Here is a 20,254-nt window from a genome sequence, read left to right on the forward strand (position 1 = left end):
CAATGACCAATAACAAACCAAACTCAAGAAGACAAAAATACTATGCCTCAGAAGCTTCAATCACTTTCCTATTAAATTCATCACGATCTTTAAAGGTAGTAAAAATACGATCCATCTTTGTTAGCTCAAAAATCATACTTACTTGGTCTGTCAACGAGCATAAGTATAATTTTTTATTTTCGGCACGAACTACTTTCAGAATAGCGACCAACGCACCGATACTTGAGCTATTCATAAACTCAATTTGATTTAAGTCAAGCAAAATACCATCTATTTCTCCCCTTAATAGATCAATTATCTGCAATCTCAGTTCATTTGTATTGGGGCCATCTAATATCCCCTGAGGTTCAAGAATCACAAATTCCTTAGACATGAGCTTTTCTCCAAATGCAAATAACGATGACTTACTTGTCTCCTAAAACAAGCTATTGCTCTTCTGGCTGCCAGTAAGCAGCTCTGATAATACTCCACAAAAGACCTAAATGGTATACACACCATACGGCATTAATGAAGTAAGTCAATTCAGAAAGTCCATCATAGAATAATAACTGAAATCCTCCCCAGATCAAGGCCATTATTGTTGCCAAAAAGAAAAATATTTGAACCGGAATTAGACTGAAGTATATACCAGACTGGCGTTGTTTTGGGGTGACTTCAAACTTAATCGATGTTCCAGTAAAAACGCTCAAAACAGCCTGTATCTGCAAAGGGAAAAGACCGATCATATATTGTTCATTACGCCAAAGCTCACGCCATGATATTCCCCAAGCGGAAATCCATAATGTTATTCGATTTAATATATATGCTGGAATAAAATGCCACGCAAAATCAGCTCCAAAGGAGCCCACTGGAATTAGTCCTGTCCCCAGAGAAATTAGCGGACAAGATAATAAAATCAAAACAAAAAACCGGAAAAATAACTGTACATAGTTTGGAAATATTGAATACGTTGTCCAAAACTTAAACCAGTTTTAAATAAAGGATTATCTCGAAGTAAGACTTGAATTGTGCCCTGAGCCCATCGTAGTTTTTGCTGCAACGTAGATCGCAGATCATCTGGAGCCAAACCTTCTGCAAGAATTTCATTATGATAAATAGATCTCCACCCTGTCGCATGTAAACGCATCGCTGTATTCATATCTTCAGTAATACTAATGCTAGACAAAGCCCCAATCATTTCAAATTCTTCTAATTTATTTTCATTACTAATATAATCATCAGAAAAATGTTGCAGCCCCATTTGAACCAAGGCTTCTCGTCTTAGAACAGCATTTGTTCCCGTGTAAAAAGCTGCATTCATGCCGTCTTTTCCCTGTTGGATAGGGCCATAAAAAAAGTGGGCATTATGACCAAAAGGATCATCACTGGGAAGATTTGAAAAAGCTTGAGGCGTCTGTACAAAAGCGACATGATTTAATTCATAGCAGCCATTTTCTATATTGAATCTATAAAAATGTGGAATTACTCTTTGTAAAAAATTTGGTTTAGGGATATGATCAGCATCCAGAGTGAGAATCAACTGGCCATTGGTTTCTCCAGAAAAAATTGCATGATTTATGTTGCCAGCTTTGGCATGATGGGGACGACCTTTTGGCTTTTGACGAGCAATGTAGCGACATCTGGGGAGATCGATCAGTTGCTGCGTATACCTATTAACTTCGTCTTCTAATTCTTTGATTTTTTCCTCATAAACATCAATTATACTTTGAGAGTTTGTGGAATCACTCAATATCAACTGTTTAAGGCCTTGAAGATAATTTTGATACTTTTCTTTTTCGTCTTGGGCATCAACAGGAGAAAGTTCTTTGACGACAATCAAACAATTTTGTTCATCGTCAGTGCGAATATAGAAGAATTGATCTGCCAATTGATAAATAATAGAAATGCCTCGCCCATGTTCAGCGTCCTCTTCGACATCATTGAGATCTTTTAGATGGCTTTCTAAATCAAAAAAATCACCTTTATCCCAAATTCTAAGAACAAAAGCATAATTGAAAATCGCAATTTCTAAAGTAATTGACTGCTCTTGAGGTGAATTTTTATGGGCATGGACAATAGCATTATCTAACCCCTCTCCGAGGATTGTTTGACAAATTATCCAGTCTCGATCTGAAATTGTATTTGGACGAAGATCATTAAGCCAATCAAGGACATTCTTCAATTCTTGGTGATCGCTAGGAATAATCAAGCGATAGCTATTAATAAATCCTTCTATCTCGACTAGATCTTTTTTAATAGCATTCAATTGAGCAATATGCGATTGACGTAAATATTTTTGTCTTTGAATTGTTTCTGCTATTTCTTGTAGGGTCGGCCGCTGTAAATCTTGAAGACAGAGCTTTTCAGCCATTGCTCTCATTTCGGGAGAATTACCATCGTCTAAAATATAGACTCGGAGTTTTTCCAATGGATAGTCCATTGATAGTGCTGCCTGAGCCGTTGTGTAGACCATTTCACTCGGCTCATTGTAACAGGTAATAAAAACATCAACTGAGGGGAAATTTTTTGATAAAAACCGCGGCTTGAGAGCAGATAAGTTTTTATTATTACGCTCAATCGGTCGCCATATAGAATAGAAAAAAAGTATTCCTCCAAGAAACATATAGGTCTCTGCACAAACGAGAGGTATGGCAAACCATAATGCCTGAGGATTTAATGACTCTGTCCAACGCCAATACAAATACCAAGCACCTATAATCAGATTGATTAAAATCATATAGCGCATTAACAATGTATGCTTTCGAAGTGTGACTCTTTTGTTTTTAAATGAGGGGACTAGTTCCAACATGGTTAATAAATAAAATGAATAAAAATAAGCTCGCCAAGAAGTTAAATCAAAGAAAAATAAATTCGATTTAGTCTAGTGCCCAAGTTCAATTAAATATTGTTTTGACTCAAAAAAATAGTGTTTTATGAGACAAGTTGATTGTATTTTTGAATTGATTTTTTTGTAGAATGTATTCTTTTCTTAAACACTGCATTTCTCTTGCATGACCTCCATAAAACTTTGCCCTAAGATTATTAATAACAAGAAAATTTTCTAGTAAGAAGAACGATTTTCATGAAAAATAGCCAATTAAATTTTGACTTGATCTTTTCTAGATAGATCATTTGCTTACTCATTTAGTTAGTATGTATTAGCAGTGATTTTATTGCCTATGGCTTTCCTTAGACAAGTCACACTCAAATTGAGTTTATATTACATCCAAAAAAACAGTTTATAATCTCTGTTAAGAAAAATATTTATAAATCATTTTGTCTATCTTCACTATGTTACTGAATATTGACAGCAATACCACCCCGATTGAAGTACCAATCCAGAGGGAAGAACGAGAGATAAAAAAGGTTTGGTATCTAGCGGCACCGCAAAATTTAAACCCTAGTTTACGAGAAACATCTACATCCTCTGAAGATGTAACGGAAGATTTACAGACTATTTTTGAGACTTCTTCTACAGACAATGAAGAACAACAGACAAAAAATCTAACATCTTTTTGGGATTTGGAATCAGTCACCATAGATTTTCGCTACTTTACCACCAATTTTGAGCAGGATAATCTTTTAATTCAACCCAGCATTACTGGTACTTTACCTAATGGCGATCGCCTGAGTTTGACAAGTGGCTTTAATCGATTCCAGCAACCAGAGATTGATTCGATCCAAAATATTCCTTTACAGTTTGATTGGGAAGGAAAAATTGCTGGTTTAGAGAGTGCTATTGGGACTGGAATTGATTGGTTTGATCGCGTTACGCCAGCTCTTAGTTTTCGGGCCAATAGCCGTGTGAATATCGGTGAACGAGCCAGTTTGTCTTTTTTTGTCGAACATGCTCCCTATAAATTTAATGCAAAAACCGTTGAAAATGAAATCACAAATTGGCGTTATGGCCCCAATCTATTCTGGCAAATTTCTCCAGATACAAGCTTTTTTAGTTTGCTTCGTTGGGGTCGTTACAGTGATGGCAATCATGAACAACAATCCTTTAGTCGATTAGAACATACTAGCGGTGAATTTCAGTTAGCAGCGAATCTTTTTAACTGGCGTTATCGCGAAGATAAAGAAATAGAAAGTGGCTATTTTTCACCAGAAGATTTTCTTGTTATCAATGGTGAATTGATTTGGAATAAAAATATTTTTTCCTGGCTGGATTGTAATTTGTCCGCATCTGTTGGCCAGCAACGCCTCCAAGGACAATGGGATTTTGTATATGGCTATGGTGGTCGCTGTACCACAACACTTGCTGAAGATATTTTCTGGGATCTAGATTATCGTTTTAGTAATGTTTTAGGAGACAACAGTAACAGTCGATATAATAGCGAAACATGGAGAACAATATTGCGGGTACAGCTTTGATTTTTTAACTAATGATTTCTGAGATTTTGAGACACGAAAAAAGAAGATTCTACTTAACAAATAGAAATAAAAATGAGACGTTTATAGTTAGTCATTTACATTAGTTTTGAGATCCCAATATTGGCGATTTCCAGTCCCTTTAAGTTCGATGCGAGGAAAGCTCCGACTGGGGAGTCCTAAGCCATGGCGATCGCCATTTTTGATTTCCTGCCACCAGCGACTTTCTAGATTTTGATGGGGTCGGATAATCGGTTGTTGAGCCATGTATTTATAGAGCAAAGCCTGCAGGATCAAGCTATTTGTACCGCTGGTCAGTCCGAGGCTAGGCTGTCCGCTCTCTTCGTACAAACCTTCGTAATAGCCTAGGTTTGGATCGTATAGGTCTAACGTTGCTTGCCATAGGGTTTTCCCATAGTCATCATCTGGAAACAACGCATGGTAAGCAGAGGCGATCGCCGTACTGACAACACGGCCTTGTGGTACCAGGTTTCCCCCGTCATCCACTGCGGCCCAAGGCTTCCCATTATTAATGACCGTACTGTGGATCACATAGGGGGGCTCCTGAATCAGTGTGGTTCCCGATGCGCTCAACTTCCCCGTCTCTCCATAGCGTTTTGCCTCTGCTCGATAGATACTGTTAATAAAATTACGCCTTTGGGGGTCAAAACCAAATTCCAAACCATAAAGCAGAAAGGGATTCGTGATAGTGCTGGCTCTCTTCTGTTGTTGACCCTGGTTTACTTGAGAGCGCGCCACAGGAATTTTTTCCCCAGCAACCGTTTGGGTTACATAATCATCCCCAATGGCAGAACGATGGACATCAAAACCCCAAAGCTGAAATCCTCGCGCAGCATATTCTTCATAACCAAGCAGATGAGCTGGCTGAACTTGGAGACGCTGTTGTCTGCCCCGGTTATTTTTCTCCACACTGATATTCGCAACTTGGCCATCGCGCACAACCCGTAGATACGACCAATCTAAAACTACCTGATCGACTGCCTCTTGATATTCTGGGTGGCAAGTTTTTAAAACATGGAGAGAGGTCAAAAGCCGACCCAGATCTAAACCAGACCAACCATTGTTGCTGTGGTTACCACCATAGTCGATGGGTTTCAGGTTCAAAGTATCATAGGCGCGGTAGGGCAACTCCGCCCCAAATAGCTCCATTTCTTGCAAGGCACCGAGAAAGTGGCGCACGCGCTGATCAAAGGTTTCTGGGGAAATTATATTAAGGGTACGGGCCGCATGGAGTGCAGCCAAATAATCTCCCATTCCCCACGCGGTTATGCCTTCTAAATCGCTTCGATCTGGCACCAGACCTGTTTTTCGATGGTTGGTTTCAAAATATTGCCAGGCGATTTCTGCGTGACGACGATCAGCCGGATTTATTTCCTCGCCTGGGGCAGGACAATTGCTGGATTTCACTGGGCGCACGGGGGCGATCGCCGCCACATCAATTTCTTCAGCTTGGGGCGCACAACTAACCGTAGCACTATTGGTAGGTGGCGCAATGGGAGCAACTGAAACCCTTGGCGCAGAGGAGCTAGGGACTGAGCTTTGTCCCTCAACCATCGGTTTAAAACCCCTGGCTTTGTAATAGAGAATTTCAAGGATCAACCCATTGGTATTCCCCGTCAAAATATCGTTGAGGGGCGGCTGCGGATCATAGAGGCCCGACTCATAAATCCCCGCATAGTAACCTCTACCGGAATTTGTACTGTCTTTGATATGGTCAAAAACTTTCTGGGCATAGGCATCGTCGGGATAAATGTAGCGCCAACCGAATGCTGATTTTGAACTGAGAGTGCGTAGTTCTGGATATGCTTCGTTGTTTTCTGTGATTACAGCCCAGGGCTGACCATTGGCATAAACTGTGTTGTAGAGAAAGTGGGGGGCCTGATTAATATTATCTTCTGAAACAGAGGTCAACAGTCCTGTCTCCTCATAACGCCGTTTCTGCGCTTCAAATACCCGACGAGCGTGATCTGCCCGTTCTCCCTGTAAGCCAAACTCGATGGCATCTAAAATGTAGGCTTCGCTGACGACGTAGTTATTAGCATTAGTCTCAAAGTAATCGCGGGTATCAACCGGAATTTGCACACCATAGATATCGACAAATTCAAAAGGTTCGTGGGCGATCGCCGCTGGTACCTCAAATCCCCAGAGAGAATAACCCCGGGCTGCATATTCCTCATAGCCAAGCCGCCCCTCCTGTACCTTGAGAGTCGAGCCGTCGGGTAAAACCATTGCACCATAGAGGCTGCCATTTTCAACGGACTCCGCAACATTCCAACTTGAAACAATGCCAGAAATCCAGTCTGAATATTGAGGATGGCACCTTTGGACGATATGAAAAGCAGCAAGGAGACGGCCTATATCAAGGGCAGACCAGCCAATGCCTCGTTCAATGGCATTGTTGCCATAGTCTACGATCTCTTTAGTTGCGCTGTTATAGACTTTATTGGGCAGAGTATTTTCAAAGAGTGGCAGTTCGGCGAGGCTCGTCAAAAACTGATTTAATCGACTATCAAAGTCCTCTTGGTTGATCAGTCCTATCCCCCGTGCCGCATTCATGGCCATTAAGTAATTACCTAAATCCCACATCGTACTAGCTGGGAAACTCCCAGCAGCATTTGATAATCCAGTACTGGGTTGTACATTATCGACAAAGTATTGCCAAGCAGACTGAGCATATTTTTGCTCTTCCGGGGTCAGAGGTATGGCGATCGCCCCACACATTTCTGGAGCAGATTGCGCTTTTACCAGTGGAGTTGGCATAAAATTTAGCCCGTAGGATAAAAAAAGACCGAAAACCAGACAAACGAGAAGAACCTTAGATCTGCGAATCATGTAAGAAAAAGACATGCGCTCTTAATTCAAATAATAGAAAAGCAATATCAGTCGCACTTAGATTGAGGCTGGCTGAAAAATGAAGACGAAGAGTAATCACTCCAGGGTATGACCATTGAGATAACTCGATGATTAGAAGTTGAACTTGGCTGGGGCGGAATTTTTTTACTTAAGTATTCCAAGAGAATAATCAGTCCGATACCAGATAGCACCCCTGCAATTACGGTACCTATAACTAATATTGTGGGGGGAGCTTCAAAATTCTCATCATCCATAAATCAAAAAAACATCCTCACCAAGTGTCAAGTAATACGTAAAAATAATTAATACTCTTGATGACTTAGCCTCATTGGCTTACTTTTATTAAAATGACAGTATAACAATATTTTAAAAATCAAAACATTCTAGTTAACAAAGTCTGATACTAATATCAATCCTGAGTTTTAAACAAAACAAATAACTGCTTTAGCCTGCCTGGATTACTCCAGCGCAATATACACATATCTTTTTTATGTTATCTACTAAGTCCTGTTAAACAAAAATGCAACCAGCCGCCGAAATCCTTCTCATTGATGATGATGCCCTATCCAGAAAGCTAGTTAAACATATTTTAATCAAAGCGAATTATCGAGTGATTGAAGCGGAAAATGGAGAGCAAGGGATCTCACTCTTTCAAGAGCGATCGCCAGCTTTGATTTTAGTAGATGCTTTGATGCCCGAACTTGACGGCTTTGATTTTTGTCAGATTATTAGAGAGTTTCCACAGGGCAAAGATACTCCCATAATGATGTTAACTTCCCTTGGAGATAATCAATCTATCGATAAAGCATTTCAAATAGGTGTCAGTGATTTTATTACAAAACCCATTCGCACTTCAGTCTTGCTTGGACGGATTCAACATATGTTAGAACTTGTTGATACAATACAAGCACTACGCGACAGTAAAAAAGTATATCAAACACTTGTAAGCAGTCTTCAAGAGGTTTTATTTCACCTTACTCCAGAGGGATATATTACTTTTGTGAATCCGGCTTGGTATCAAATCATGGGCTATCAACCAGATGAAACAATTGGTCAAAATTTTCTCGATTTTCTTCATCCCAAAGAGAAAAATCATAATCAAACAAAGCTGCAAAAAGCACTAGGAAATAGCAAGATAAGGGCCTATAAAACTCGTTTTATTACGAAACTAGAAGAAGTTCGTTGGGTAAATATTCAAATTTCCGGAAAAATCGATAAAAAATCACTAGAATCATCCGGAATCGCTGGCAGACTATACGATATTACTAAAGATTTTTATAATGAAAAATATCGTCGATTGGAACATATAATTAACAAAATTATTTCCCGCTCCGACAGTACCAATCTAACCATTCAATACATATTACAAGCAATTAGCGGAAATTTAGGGTTTTCCCTTGCAGAATTCTGGCTATTAGATCCCCAAAAACAAGAATTAAAAAAAACTGTTCATTGGCATTTAAAAAAATATAAAATCAAAAATTCAAACAATGCGCCTGATTCTTTTTATCTAGAAGATTGGATGGAAAGTATTTATGATATTACATCTCACATCAGTGAAGTCCAGTCTCAACAAGAAATCCTCGAGGTCGAAAGTACGCATCAATCTTCCCAGATCATTTCATTTAAATATGCTCAAAACTGCATCCTTAACCATAGCCAAGAAACGCTAGGCTTAATGGTCTTTTTTGATACAAAACAACAAAAAAGAAATGATATTCTCTCAAGGGGTTTAGAGGTTTTAGGAAAACAAATTGGACAGTACCTCAAAAGAAAACAAATCGAAAAAGAACTACAACAAAAAAATGATCTACTGCAATTTGAACTTGATCAGGCGGCACATTATGTAGAGTCACTATTGCCGCATGAAACCCTTTCTAAGACGCACTCCTCAGTACAAATTGAAACACTTTTTAAGCCCTCCAATGCCCTTGGTGGAGATATCTTTGATTATGTATGGCTTGATCCAGAGAACCTGATGTTCTATGTTTTAGATGTCGCAGGCCATGGCATCAAATCTTCGTTGCTTTCAGTATCAATTTTAAACATCCTACGTCAACAGGATTATACAAAAATGAATTTGTATGAGCCTGAAATTGTTTTAGGGAATCTAAATCGATTGTTTCAAATTAATGAGAGTGGTGAAGATTATTTCACTATCTGGTATGGTGTTTTAAATAAAAAATCTAATATCTTGAAATATGCTTCAGCGGGTCATCCTGAGGCTTTTCTTCTGACCCCAAATAAACAAAAAGCAGATTATGAAGTTCAAGGTCTAAATTCAGGCAATATTGCTGTAGGGTTATTTTCTAACTTTCCTTTTATATCGGCTGAAATTGAAGTAACAAAAGAAAGTCGACTTTTCCTTTTTAGCGATGGCACCTATGAATTTTTTGTCAATGAAAACAAAAACATATTTGGCCTACAAAACTGGCGTCAGTTAATCTTGTCCTATGCTCGATCACATTCATCACCCGATTTGCAATTTCTTTTTCAACAAATCAACAATCTCAATTATGACTACGAGTTGGAGGATGATTGTTCAATCATGGAAATAATATTTTAATCAAAAATATCTCATGTATTTAGGTCACGTCATTTTAAAACTAAATTTCTCGAAGAAATAGCTTTCAAAAAAACAAACTCAAAAACTCCGATGACGTAAAAAATTACAATGAATTAATACCGAATCGTTTGAATTTTACCTTTTGTCAGAGAAAGAGTAACCCATCATTAATACAATCATAGAACAAATGAACTATTGACCCCGGAGTGCTTGCGGGGAGCCAGTAACTTTTGGGTTCTTTATGGCAATCGGACTAGCCAAGACCCTGAATTGTGCTTAGAATAGTTTAGGCCCCTGGAGAGGTGGCAGAGTGGTTGAATGCGGCGGTCTCGAAAACCGTTACTGGGGCAACTCAGTCGGGGGTTCGAATCCCCCCCTCTCCGTTTTAGGATTGACCCCGATAAAAGGAACGTCGTAGGCGTTTGAGTTGCTGCCGGAGGTAGTCCGTATTGGCAGGCTGTTCACCATAGCGCCAGTTGACATAGGCTTCGGTCAGTTCCGTCAAAATTTCTAAGGTTTCAGGACGATATTGTGGTTGAATCGTCTGCAAAAACTCCCAAGGAGTTTGGGTACGTTGTTTTTGGTGCCCTTTGTTTTGGAGCAGCAGGAGCATTTGTTGGTAGAGCTGCTCCATCATTGGTAATCGAGCAAAGCGGCGTCGTTGGAACCAGTTGCGAATTTGTTTAATGACAAACCAACCGCCCATGCTGGCGACGGCAACGGCGATCGCCCCCGTAATGGCCCCAACGAGGCCACTGGAAACAAAGCCCCACAACCGCGAAACCACGTAGCCTAGTATTTTCAGGGTGGTAAACCATAACCCTTCAAAGAAGCCAAGAATCGGCGACGGCACCCAACCCGCAACCCAACGCCAAAATGATCTCAATACGCCAAAAGCACCACCATCCTCAAAGGAAGGCGGCACAACTTCATAGCCTGGTAAGGGGTTGAACGCAAACCAACCCTGACCCGGAAAATAGGCTTCTGTGACAGCGTGGGCATCGGTATTGTGGACGAGGTAATAGCCCGTAAATGGATTAAAATCCCCCTGGTCAAATCCCGTTGCAAACCGAGCCGGAATCCCAATAGAGCGCAGCATGATTGTAAGGACTGTGGCGTAATGGTCGGCATAGCCCCCCTTGTATTTGAACAGGAAGGCCTCAACAAGATCTTCATCGTTTGCGAAGAACGGAATTTCTTGGGCTTGGGGGAAGCGTTGCTTCAACCCTTGGGCGAGATAGAGGGCCTTTTCGTAGGGGGAAGTGATGGGACTATTGGCCTGGGAGAGAATTTCCTCGGCAACGGCCCGTACCTCCGCTTTTATCTCTGGGGGGACATCTAGATATTTCTCGGTGACAAAGGGCGGATAATCTGTCCCTGCCGCCGCCAATTCCGTCCGGTTACGGTAGGGTACTTTAGAAACAACGGTATAGGTTAGACCTTCTAAAAGTCCCAAAGGCGATCGCAAATTACCCTCTGGATCTTGGCCAATCTCCGCCGTGGGAAAATAAAGCTCCGTCGGATACTGCATCGCCGGGACAATGTTCGGCAAAGACAAAACGGCGGTATAGCTCTGGATAATTTTTTTCTTTTCCACTGGGTTGGGGATAAAAGGCGTTAGGAAAAAACGTCCTGCCCAGCGGGAACGCTCCGTGAGTTGCAAATCATCGGCATTGGTGACTTCCCAGCCCTGGCCTGTGTAACGGTCAAAGGACATCACGCGCCAAAAACCAGGAGCCTGCGATCGCACCCGCATCACCAGCACCTTTTCCATCTCACCCCGGAGATTTTGGTTGATTTTGCTATTGAAACCGTAATACTGAGTTTTATCGAGTTCCCCTTGACCTTCGCTGGGACTACTACCTTCACCCGTGCCTGCCCCAATACCCGGACTATTCCCAAAGGTCGCACCATCGGCGTTTTCATTCCCTTCGCCGCCAGGATTCTCGTAACCGGGATTGACGAGGCTAAGGTTAGTCGGGCTAAAACGTTCATTTTCAGGGGCATCGGCGGGCAAACTCACAGGCAAGGTGCTGAGTTGATAGCCAGGAAAACGGGGCATGATGCTAAAGAGTCCCAAGCCCAATACCAAGGTGATCCCCAAAATTGCGCCCAGGCGTTTGGGTGACAGGGGAGAATTTCTCAGGAGGTCAGCGCGACCTTTACGGGCACTGGAGCGCTGCGGCCAAAGGATCGTCTCCAAGCCAGCTAGGCCAAGGCGTGAACGGTAATCTAAAACTAGAACAGGGAGGGCGATCGCCAAAAATAGAATTAACCAGGGCGCAAAGGTTAGCGTTTGAGAAACAGTGCCTGCCACCCCCAACAAAATAAGGCCGATTACCATCGAATAACCTAGATCCTTTCGGCGGGGCAAATCGAAGCTATGGAGAATTTGCAGTTGAATGAGGAGCTCTGCCAGCACCAAACGCGTATCGTTTAAATTGGCATACAGATTCCGGAAAAAGAGCAACAGCATGCCCAACATGCCGATGGCAATAAAAAATTTTGCCCCCACATTCGCCTTCTGACGGTTTTGCCAACTCCAGACTCCCCCCAGGAGCGTTAAGGGTACCGCTAAAACACTGATCGGCCAGCCAAACCAGATCATGTTTCCTTCTGAGGCCACATCCGTCGCAATAATGCCGACAACCACCAATAGCTGTACCAAGGCCCGTAGCAGTACGGAATCTTCGCTTTGGGGTTTGGGAAAATTACGCAATTGGGCCACTAAATCCGCAAAGGATTTCGGTTTGAGGCGTTGGGAAGAGGGTGATGTCATCGTGCTGTAGGCGGAAATCAAAAACCTTCTACTAGACTACCCTTATCCTTCAGATTCAGCATAAATCCCACTGACGCTATAAAGCAGAACAGCAACCTACAGTTTCTTTTGAATCCTGACGTAAACCGATAAAATCCGAAATTCCGTGGTTCGATTAGCGGGTGATTTAATTTTTTGTACTCCCCAGGCAAGATTCGAACTTGCGACCAATCGATTAACAGTCGACCGCTCTACCGCTGAGCTACTGAGGATTGTGCAGCGCGTTGTGTTCCAACGGTTTAACATTGTAGCCACAGTTTTTGGATTTGGCAATACCTTGGTTCAAGTTTTTTTTGAGCCGGTTGAACTTTTTGGGTAAAGGTTCAGTCTAAAGGGACGTGCGATGACTGGAGAGGGATATGCCCGATCAAGCTGTTGACCACCCTACTGCCATTTCGGATAGGGAATTGGTTTGTCTTTGCCAAGGGAAAATAGGGTCTATTCGGGGGCGGCGCGATCGCCAAAGTTTCCGAATCCTGTACCGACGCTATCACCAAAAGGTACGGTCTACTCTGTATCAACTCTGTGGGGTGGCGCTCTTGGATGATTTAGTTCAAGAGGTTTTTTTAAAGGCCTGGCAGGGACTCCCGCGCCTCAAAAATCCGGACTATTTTGCCACCTGGTTGTACCGCATTACTTGGAATGTGGCGACGGATCAACGGCGACGCTTTGCGAAGCAGATGACCTTAATCACAGGCTTAGAGGCGCAAATTGGTGCGGTGGCAGATCCAGGGCCGGAGGGGCTGAGTCAAATTTATTATCAAGATTTGGTGCAGCGGGGTTTGCAATCGCTAAGCTTGGAACACCGGGCGGTCTTGGTGCTCCATGATCTCAAGGATCTGCCCCAAAAGGAGGTGGCTGAAATTCTTGGGATTCCGCCAGGAACGGTGAAATCTCGCCTCCACCATGCCCGACGATCGCTGCGTCAGTTTTTAGAAACCCAAGGAGTCAGTCTATGAATTTCCATGACCATGACAACTTAATTCGGTTTTTAAAGAACCACGAACCCTACGGGCCACCGCCACCAGGGGATCATGAAGAAAGGCTTTTGGCGCGACTCAACCAAACAGAACCGTCAAACCTGACAGCTTCGTCCCAGGGGAAATGGTGGATTCCGACAGTGATTGCTGCCGGGCTTGTGCTCGTGGTTGGCCATGGACAACTGCACCAGGAATTTGGGTCGCTGCCGGAGGTGATGCCGCAACAGTATTGGGGGAGAGTTGAACAACCCCAGCCACAGGCGATCGCCGGGGGAGCCGATGAAGAACTGGAGGCTTTTCTTGAAGAAAGCTGGTCTTACTCCTTTGGGGAACACCTTTACCAAGAACAGGAACTGTCCTACGAGTACGTTGATTTTGTTGTCAATACTGATCCCTAGTGCTTCGCAAAACATTCCTAAATTTCAACACTGGGCTAATGCCGTCCTAGCGGAATCTGTGATTAGTTTTGGAGATGAATTTTAATCATGTTTAAAAAACAAGTATTAATGGCTTCTGCGGTGGCCCTCTCGTTGACAGGGGAAATGGCGATCGCCGACTCAACCACGAAAGCCACCCACTTCACCGTTGCCCCAGCACCAGTCCTCATGAGCCAAGGGGATGAGCGGGAAGCAGATCTCGTTGATCGGCTTGACCTCAGTACTGCCCAGAGACAACAAATCCAAGGAATCCGCGCCAATTACCGTAGCCAAATGGGGGCCAAACGGGCGGCAATTCAACAGGCAAAAAATACCATGCGGACATTAATGCGCAATAGCACGACTTCCCGCAATCAATTAGAGGCCCAACACCGTACCATTACAAACCTACGCCAAGATTTAGCAGATCTCCATTTCCGGCAGATGTTAGACATTCGTGAAGTGCTCACCCCCGCCCAACGGGCAGAATTAGCGCAGCACATGGCCCAAAAACGCCAGGGTGATCGCTTCCAACGGTGGCGGAGCTGGTTTGGCTGGCGGCAGTAGTCAAAATTATTGAGACGAGCCTTGCACTTTGCGCCAAATTTCCCCGAACCACAACACAAAAGAGGTTCCTCCGATAATCCATAGCCAATCGCGGCAGGCCAGGGGGACGGTACGAAAAGCACTGCTTCCCCACTGCACCATGGCCACTTGACCGATAAAAATGGTGGCAATAATCGCGCTAAAAGCTGGATTTTTCGAGAGCCCTGTAAACGCAGAAATCGAGAGGCCAAAACAGCGGGCATTAAATAAATTCCACAGTTGCAGAAAGACGAAAATCGCGAAAAAGACGGAAAGCTCGTAGGTATTGATGGTGCCATCGCGCATTTCATATTCCAAAATGCCTACCATCAGCACCAGAAATCCACACCCTAAGAAGGCAATTTGTTTGGCCATAGCCCCGGTGATGATAAATGCCTCAGCTTGGCGGGGCGATCGCCCTAGGACTTCTGGATTGGGCGGTTCCGTGGCTAAGGCCAGGGCAGCAAAGGTATCCATAATCAAATTGACCCACAACATTTGGGTCACCGTTAGGGGAAGCTCAATGCCAATAAATGGCCCCAAAAGAGCTGTCCCCAGGGCTACCACGTTAATGGTGAGCTGAAAGAGAAGAAATTTTTGAATATTTTCATAGAGCGATCGCCCCCAGAGCACCGCATTCACAATGCTGCTAAAGGAATCATCCAAAAGAATAATGTCACTGGCTTCCTTGGCGATCGCCGTACCACTTCCCATAGCAAGCCCCACTTGCGCCTGTTTGAGGGCCGCCGCATCATTCGTCCCATCCCCCGTCACACCAACCACTTCTCCCGATTGTTGGAGCAACTTCACCAAGCGTAATTTATCTAGGGGGCAGGCGCGGGAGAGGATCTTTAAGGACTTCACGGCTTCCCGTGCGGTGTCATCATCCATGGCGGCAAACTCCGGCCCCGTCAGGTGCAAGGCTTTAAAGTTAACCTCTTCGGTTTGATGCCAGAGGCCAATTTGTCGGCCAATTTCCCTCGCCGTTTGGGGACTATCACCGGTAACAATTTTGACCTGAATGCCGGCACGGAGACAGGCTTTAACGGCGGCGGGGACATCATCCCGCAGGGGGTCAATAATCGCAAAAAAACCAAGCCATACCAGGTGCCGTTCGATTTCAGTGATTTTAAAATGCTTGAGATCCCCCAGGGGACGATAGGCAAAACCCAGGGTCCGCATCCCCCGGCTTTGGTAGTCTTGGAGCGTTTTGATAATGGCAGCCCGTTCGGTGAGGGGCATAACCCCACCAGCACTTAATTGATAATCACAGCGTTTGAGTACGACTTCTGGAGCGCCTTTAACGTAGAGAACTTCCTCCTGCAAAATGGGCGATTTGCCGAGGCTGGTCATGTACTTTTTTTCGGCAGAAAATGCCCCCTGGGAACTGAGGTCAAAATTGTAACGGTAGTCGAGGTAGTCAAGGTTTTGTTGATCGAGCCAGAGTAAAAGGGCTCCCTCTGTGGCGTTCCCAATGACCGTGGGCAGCGCTTGGGTGGCGTACTCTAGGTCGGCGGTACTGTTAGCGGCGATCGCCTCGGCGAGCACCTGACGAACATGGGTGGCTTGCGCCGGTTCAGCCTCCACCAGCCCAGGGATACAGGTCTCATGGACATGCATTTGATTACAGGTCAATGTTCCGGTTTTATCGGAGCAGATCACGGTGGTTGCGCCAATGGTTTCACAGGCATGCATCCGCCGCACCAGATTATTTTCGGCGGTCATGCGGCGCATACTGTAGGCCAAAGACAAGGTGACACTCATGGCCAGTCCTTCTGGCACAGCCACCACGATAATCGTCACGGCCACCATGAAGTAATTGAGGAGGGCCAGCCCCACATCTAGGGGGAGCCATTCTCTCACTGTGGGGGACAGCCAGTGGGTAGCAACACCATAGCCGAGACTGCCTCCTAACCAGAGGCTACCCCCAAGCAACATCAAGGGGGTATTTTTTAGGGCCGCCGGGGCTGGAACAGCGAAAACTTCGGGTAACTTCCCCAAGCGTTCGAGTAGTTCTTGGCCATCTTCGAGCACCGGCAGCCACACGGGTGCTGACATCATGGCGATCGCCCCCAGTAAACAGGCCATCACGTAACCCTGGGAGCCTGTTAGCCTCAGTTCTTGGGTGAGGAGACCCCGGATCAATAGGGCAATAAACGTCAAGATGGCGACAGTTAAGCCCACCACCCCAATTGCTTTACTCAGGGTTTCGAGTTGTTGATTGAGGGGCGTATTGGGATCATCTTCAACGGTGGCCACCGCTTGGGCTAACTTACCAATTTCAGTGCGATCGCCAACGGCAATGACCTCACAAAAACCATGGCCCTGGGTGACGATGGTACTGCGGTAGACACAATTAAACGGGTAAGCGGACTGCTCGGCTTCTACCTGGAAAGGATCCGCTTGGGCTGATTTGTTAACGGGTTCTGATTCCCCCGTGAGTTTTGCTTGATCGATGTGAAGGGAAACGCTTTCAAGAATTTTGGCATCGGCGGGAACTTCATGGCCCTGTTCGATGTAGATAATGTCGCCTACCACCAAATCCTGGCGCGGCAGACTGTGATACTGGGCCTCGCGAATCACCTTGACCATGACTTGATCGTAAACATGGTTGAGGAGGGCAAATTCTTGGTTCGCTTTAAACTCATTAAAAAAAGCAACGACGGTAGCCAACAAGATCGCGACAATAATCCCCAGACCTTCGGCATATTCGCCCCGCAACACCCCTACCGCAAGGGCGATCGCCGCCGCAATCATCAGAATGCGAATCACCGGGTCAGTAAATTTCTCTAAAAAAAGTTGCCACCAGGGACGCCGTTGGGGCGGGGTTAAAACATTGGCGCCATATTCGGCACGATTCGCCTGAACTTGTGCGGCCGTCAACCCTGCATAGGGCAGATGGCGATCGCCTGGAGATGCAATAGTCATAGGTAGTAATGCTGGGAAAAGGCTGACCCTTACGGTAGTGGTCGCTACTTCTACTCCTATGGTAGGTTTCACCCTTTGGCCGATGGGGGGGAACGTTAGAAAAATTTAGTCTCTGGGTTACTGCCCTAAGCCCTTTTTTTCTAGAAATCAGAAAGGCGATCGCCTTTTTGAAAATATCACCGAAAAAATGCTGTACTTTGCCCCTAGGCGACGATGCCTTCACTAAACACCCGGCCAATTACTTCTTCAACGGGGGGATCATTGACGCTGAGATCCGCTACGGGCAAATTTTCTAAGATTTTGGCGATGCTCTGGGTCAAATTTTCTCGCTTTACCAAAAAACGTACCGCTTGACCATCGATGTGTTCCACTTCCCCAAAAAAACTCAGGGCTTCGCGGGAATAGGTTTCTGTTAATTCGACCCGCACTTCTCGATAGGGCGCAAAGCGATCCAGTAACTTTTCTAAATTGCCATCGTAGATCAGTTTTCCCTGGTAGATGAGCAATACCCGCTCGCAGAGGGCCGTAATATCCGCCATGTAGTGGCTGGTTAAAAGAATTGTCGCCCCATAGCGCTGGTTATATTCCCGCAGAAAGTCCCGTACCGCCACCTGGGCATTTACATCTAAACCGAGGGTCGGCTCATCCAAAAAGAGCACCTGGGGATGGTGCAATAGGGCGGCCAGGAGTTCCGCCTTCATCCGTTCTCCTAGGGAGAGTTTGCGCATGGGTTGGGTCAGCTTCCCTTCTAGGGAGAGCATCGCGCTGAGTTCTGCTAGGCGTTCCTCAAAAACAGATTCGGGAATGTCATAAACGGCGGCATTGATGCGGAGGGAATCGAGGGCAGGCAAATCCCAAAGGAGCTGTTGTTTTTGCCCCATGACTAGGCTGATCTGCTTGAGAAACGCCCGCTGCCGCTGGAAAGGAATCGCCCCTGCCACACGTACTACCCCCGTGGAAGGATAAATTAGCCCCGTGAGCATTTTGAGGGTCGTGGTTTTGCCGGCCCCGTTTGGCCCCAAAAAGCCCACAATTTCGCCGGGTTCAATGTTAAAGGTGATCTCCTCAACGGCTTTAATTTGTCGGTATTGCCGCTGGAAAAAGTGTTTGAGGGTTCCCTTAAAACCGGGTTGCTTGAGGGCGACGGGATAGATTTTACTGAGGGAATCGACTTCAATAATTGGCATGGTCAGGGAACGGGCCTAGGCAGCACTCAAGATAGACCTAGATCATATCAGGGGCGATCGCCTCTGGTTCGGGCGATTTTTGTTCCATGATCGTGGCCTTGTAAGGAATCACACCCGTTTCCACGCTATTGAGACAGCGGGCGGCACCGAGGGATAAATCCAGGCTCCGGGGCGGAATATAGGGGCCACGGTCATTAAGGCGGATGATTACACTCCGGTCATTGTTGAGGTTGGTGACCTTGAGGTAGGTATTCAGGGGCATCGAAGGGTGGGCCGCCGTCAGGGCATATTGGTCGTAGGTTTCCCCATTGGCCGTCAGGCGACCATGGAAGTAGGGGCCATACCAGGAGGCTAGTCCTTCGAGGGATTGACCCGTTTCTTCGAGCTGGTACATTTGCTGCTGGGCGGTGACCATATCCAGCGCCGGCACACCGAGGGCGAGGCGAAGATTATTGGCCCACTGAATAGCGAGGATCTCATGGTTGAGAACGTCCTCATGGGTAATTGTTTCGTCCACAACTAAAAGAATGTCATCACCAAAGGCGATCGCCGGTTTGTCTTCATGTAACGTCGGGGCGATCGCCGTGGCTTGGAATTCCGCCATCGCCACCAGTTGTTCAAGGCGTTGGGCCAACCGTTCAGCCTCCTGTTGGGAACGAATGGTGGCAACGGGCTTATTCTGAAGCCAAAGTTGATGGCTTTGGGGGTTGGTGGTGGGGCGGTCTGCGTCGTAGCTAATCAGCTGTGCCCCAGACTCAGCAGCAGCTTGGGGTATTGCTTCCGGCGTAGGCACCACCGCGACGAGGGGGGCAGTGGCCAGCGGCACTTCTAACTGGAGTAAAGCATCGAGGCCCAGACTTTGGGTAAATCGCTGAAATAAATTAAAGGCCCACCACTTAGAGACCTGGGGCGTGAGTTGTTCCGGGTTTGTATCGGCCACGAGTTGCGCTTCCGGGGCCTTATCCAGGGTACTCGCTAAACGGCACAGGGGATTTTCGGCCAGGGTTTCCCGTTGGGCGTTGAGGCTCACTGTTTTGACTGGGTCGGCACTGGTGGCGATCGCCTTAGTTTGAAAGGGAGCGAGGTTAACGGCTGCCGCGCCGAGGCCCATCACCAGGGAAGCGCCCAAAGTAGATAATAATCCTGTGAATTTCGGTAAATGCATACAGAATAAAAGAAAAGCTAAAAATCACAGACAGCACCCATTGTTTAGCAGAGATAATCTGAAACTGGGTTTTAGGTGCCGCGTCACATTGCAGGTTCATCAGATAAATTGCTCTATGTTTTATAGCCCATGAATTTCCGAAAAAAGTTGGCCTTCAGCGACAATCCGAGGCTGAATTGACGGGAAATCCCCCTCTCCGTCATCCCAAAAATTCTTCCAGGCGCTTACTGTGACCACCTTTAGGCACCGCTGGGCAAATCTCTGGTTAACACGACATTATGATTTCTTATTTAATGTTTTTACTAATGCAAAAAATCGCCACTGATAACGAAAGCTAATTTAAAATCCCGCTATTTTGTTCGTTCTGCTACAAAACTTCCAGGCA

Annotated in this window: 13 protein-coding genes and 2 tRNA genes; 6 read left to right on the plus strand and 9 right to left on the minus strand. The window is 45.4% G+C overall.

The genetic code is table 11. From position 1 onward, the window contains the following. Positions 1–40: 40 nt before the first annotated feature. Genes AACR41_RS10625 through AACR41_RS10635 form a run of 3 tightly spaced genes read right to left on the minus strand, consistent with a single transcriptional unit; the run spans position 41 to position 2,788 of the window. A complete protein-coding gene (locus tag AACR41_RS10625) occupies positions 41–373 on the minus strand; it encodes an STAS domain-containing protein (RefSeq protein WP_030006637.1) in 333 nt (110 codons plus the stop codon). A 52-nt stretch (positions 374–425) separates the two neighbouring features. Further along, the gene (locus tag AACR41_RS10630) at positions 426–899 is read right to left on the minus strand and encodes a hypothetical protein (RefSeq protein WP_339367637.1); all 474 of its coding nucleotides are present in this window, start codon (positions 897–899) and stop codon (positions 426–428) included. Continuing rightward, positions 896–2,788, minus strand: coding sequence for a glycosyltransferase family 2 protein (locus AACR41_RS10635; protein WP_223209889.1), 1,893 nt, complete (start codon positions 2,786–2,788; stop codon positions 896–898). The genes AACR41_RS10630 and AACR41_RS10635 overlap by 4 nt, the downstream gene beginning before the upstream one ends. 482 nt (positions 2,789–3,270) lie before the next feature. On the opposite strand from AACR41_RS10635, the gene AACR41_RS10640 reads away from it, so the two are divergent. Beyond that, entirely contained in the window at positions 3,271–4,353 is a 1,083-nt protein-coding gene (locus tag AACR41_RS10640; protein WP_223209890.1) for a hypothetical protein, read from the plus strand. A gap of 87 nt (positions 4,354–4,440) precedes the next feature. On the opposite strand, the gene AACR41_RS10645 is transcribed toward AACR41_RS10640, so the two are convergent. Beyond that, positions 4,441–7,131, minus strand: a complete 2,691-nt coding sequence (locus tag AACR41_RS10645; protein WP_223209891.1) for a DUF3131 domain-containing protein — start codon at positions 7,129–7,131, stop codon at positions 4,441–4,443. 613 nt (positions 7,132–7,744) lie between these two features. Here AACR41_RS10645 and AACR41_RS10650 point away from each other — a divergent pair. After that, positions 7,745–9,790, plus strand: coding sequence for a SpoIIE family protein phosphatase (locus tag AACR41_RS10650; protein WP_030006640.1), 2,046 nt, complete (start codon positions 7,745–7,747; stop codon positions 9,788–9,790). 296 nt (positions 9,791–10,086) lie between these two features. Next, positions 10,087–10,173: transfer RNA gene (locus AACR41_RS10655), tRNA-Ser, on the plus strand. Positions 10,174–10,175: 2 nt separating this feature from the next. Here AACR41_RS10655 and AACR41_RS10660 read toward each other — a convergent pair. Then, positions 10,176–12,569 carry a transglutaminase TgpA family protein gene (locus tag AACR41_RS10660; RefSeq protein ID WP_030006641.1) on the minus strand — a complete coding sequence of 798 codons (2,394 nt, stop codon included), beginning with the start codon at positions 12,567–12,569 and terminating at the stop codon, positions 10,176–10,178. Between the two features lie 179 nt (positions 12,570–12,748). Next, positions 12,749–12,820 (minus strand) — tRNA-Asn (locus AACR41_RS10665). 147 nt (positions 12,821–12,967) lie between these two features. Between AACR41_RS10665 and AACR41_RS10670 the strand changes: the two genes are divergently transcribed. The 3 genes from AACR41_RS10670 (at position 12,968) to AACR41_RS10680 (ending at position 14,571) form a co-directional block, all read left to right on the plus strand. After that, positions 12,968–13,567: a sigma-70 family RNA polymerase sigma factor gene (locus AACR41_RS10670; RefSeq protein ID WP_030006642.1), complete on the plus strand. Its 600-nt coding sequence runs from the start codon at positions 12,968–12,970 to the stop codon at positions 13,565–13,567. After that, positions 13,564–13,986 carry a hypothetical protein gene (locus tag AACR41_RS10675; RefSeq protein ID WP_030006643.1) on the plus strand — a complete coding sequence of 141 codons (423 nt, stop codon included), beginning with the start codon at positions 13,564–13,566 and terminating at the stop codon, positions 13,984–13,986. Before AACR41_RS10670 ends, AACR41_RS10675 begins: the two co-directional genes overlap by 4 nt. A 108-nt stretch (positions 13,987–14,094) precedes the next feature. Continuing rightward, the gene (locus AACR41_RS10680; protein ID WP_198161459.1) at positions 14,095–14,571 is read left to right on the plus strand and encodes a Spy/CpxP family protein refolding chaperone; all 477 of its coding nucleotides are present in this window, start codon (positions 14,095–14,097) and stop codon (positions 14,569–14,571) included. Positions 14,572–14,577: 6 nt separating this feature from the next. Here AACR41_RS10680 and AACR41_RS10685 read toward each other — a convergent pair whose 3' ends face one another. The 3 genes from AACR41_RS10685 to AACR41_RS10695 form a co-directional block, all read right to left on the minus strand. Continuing rightward, positions 14,578–17,517: a calcium-translocating P-type ATPase, PMCA-type gene (locus AACR41_RS10685; RefSeq protein ID WP_030006645.1), complete on the minus strand. Its 2,940-nt coding sequence runs from the start codon at positions 17,515–17,517 to the stop codon at positions 14,578–14,580. A gap of 203 nt (positions 17,518–17,720) precedes the next feature. Beyond that, entirely contained in the window at positions 17,721–18,704 is a 984-nt protein-coding gene (locus AACR41_RS10690) for an ABC transporter ATP-binding protein (RefSeq protein WP_030006646.1), read from the minus strand. A 37-nt stretch (positions 18,705–18,741) separates the two neighbouring features. Beyond that, the gene (locus tag AACR41_RS10695) at positions 18,742–19,869 is read right to left on the minus strand and encodes a septal ring lytic transglycosylase RlpA family protein (RefSeq protein WP_223209892.1); all 1,128 of its coding nucleotides are present in this window, start codon (positions 19,867–19,869) and stop codon (positions 18,742–18,744) included. Between the last annotated feature and the right edge of the window lie 385 nt (positions 19,870–20,254).

Source organism: Picosynechococcus sp. NKBG042902 (assembly GCF_963864045.1).
Classification (GTDB): domain Bacteria; phylum Cyanobacteriota; class Cyanobacteriia; order Cyanobacteriales; family MRBY01; genus MRBY01.

What these genes read in the sequence shown, in the direction of transcription:
- AACR41_RS10625 (WP_030006637.1), bottom strand. Translation starts at nt 373, where the DNA reads ATGTCTAAGGAATTTGTGATTCTTGAACCTCAGGGGATATTAGATGGC.
- AACR41_RS10635 (WP_223209889.1), bottom strand. Translation starts at nt 2,788, where the DNA reads ATGTTGGAACTAGTCCCCTCATTTAAAAACAAAAGAGTCACACTTCGA.
- AACR41_RS10640 (WP_223209890.1), top strand. Translation starts at nt 3,271, where the DNA reads ATGTTACTGAATATTGACAGCAATACCACCCCGATTGAAGTACCAATC.
- AACR41_RS10645 (WP_223209891.1), bottom strand. Translation starts at nt 7,131, where the DNA reads ATGCCAACTCCACTGGTAAAAGCGCAATCTGCTCCAGAAATGTGTGGG.
- AACR41_RS10650 (WP_030006640.1), top strand. Translation starts at nt 7,745, where the DNA reads ATGCAACCAGCCGCCGAAATCCTTCTCATTGATGATGATGCCCTATCC.
- AACR41_RS10660 (WP_030006641.1), bottom strand. Translation starts at nt 12,569, where the DNA reads ATGACATCACCCTCTTCCCAACGCCTCAAACCGAAATCCTTTGCGGAT.
- AACR41_RS10670 (WP_030006642.1), top strand. Translation starts at nt 12,968, where the DNA reads ATGCCCGATCAAGCTGTTGACCACCCTACTGCCATTTCGGATAGGGAA.
- AACR41_RS10675 (WP_030006643.1), top strand. Translation starts at nt 13,564, where the DNA reads ATGAATTTCCATGACCATGACAACTTAATTCGGTTTTTAAAGAACCAC.
- AACR41_RS10680 (WP_198161459.1), top strand. Translation starts at nt 14,095, where the DNA reads ATGGCTTCTGCGGTGGCCCTCTCGTTGACAGGGGAAATGGCGATCGCC.
- AACR41_RS10685 (WP_030006645.1), bottom strand. Translation starts at nt 17,517, where the DNA reads ATGACTATTGCATCTCCAGGCGATCGCCATCTGCCCTATGCAGGGTTG.
- AACR41_RS10690 (WP_030006646.1), bottom strand. Translation starts at nt 18,704, where the DNA reads ATGCCAATTATTGAAGTCGATTCCCTCAGTAAAATCTATCCCGTCGCC.
- AACR41_RS10695 (WP_223209892.1), bottom strand. Translation starts at nt 19,869, where the DNA reads ATGCATTTACCGAAATTCACAGGATTATTATCTACTTTGGGCGCTTCC.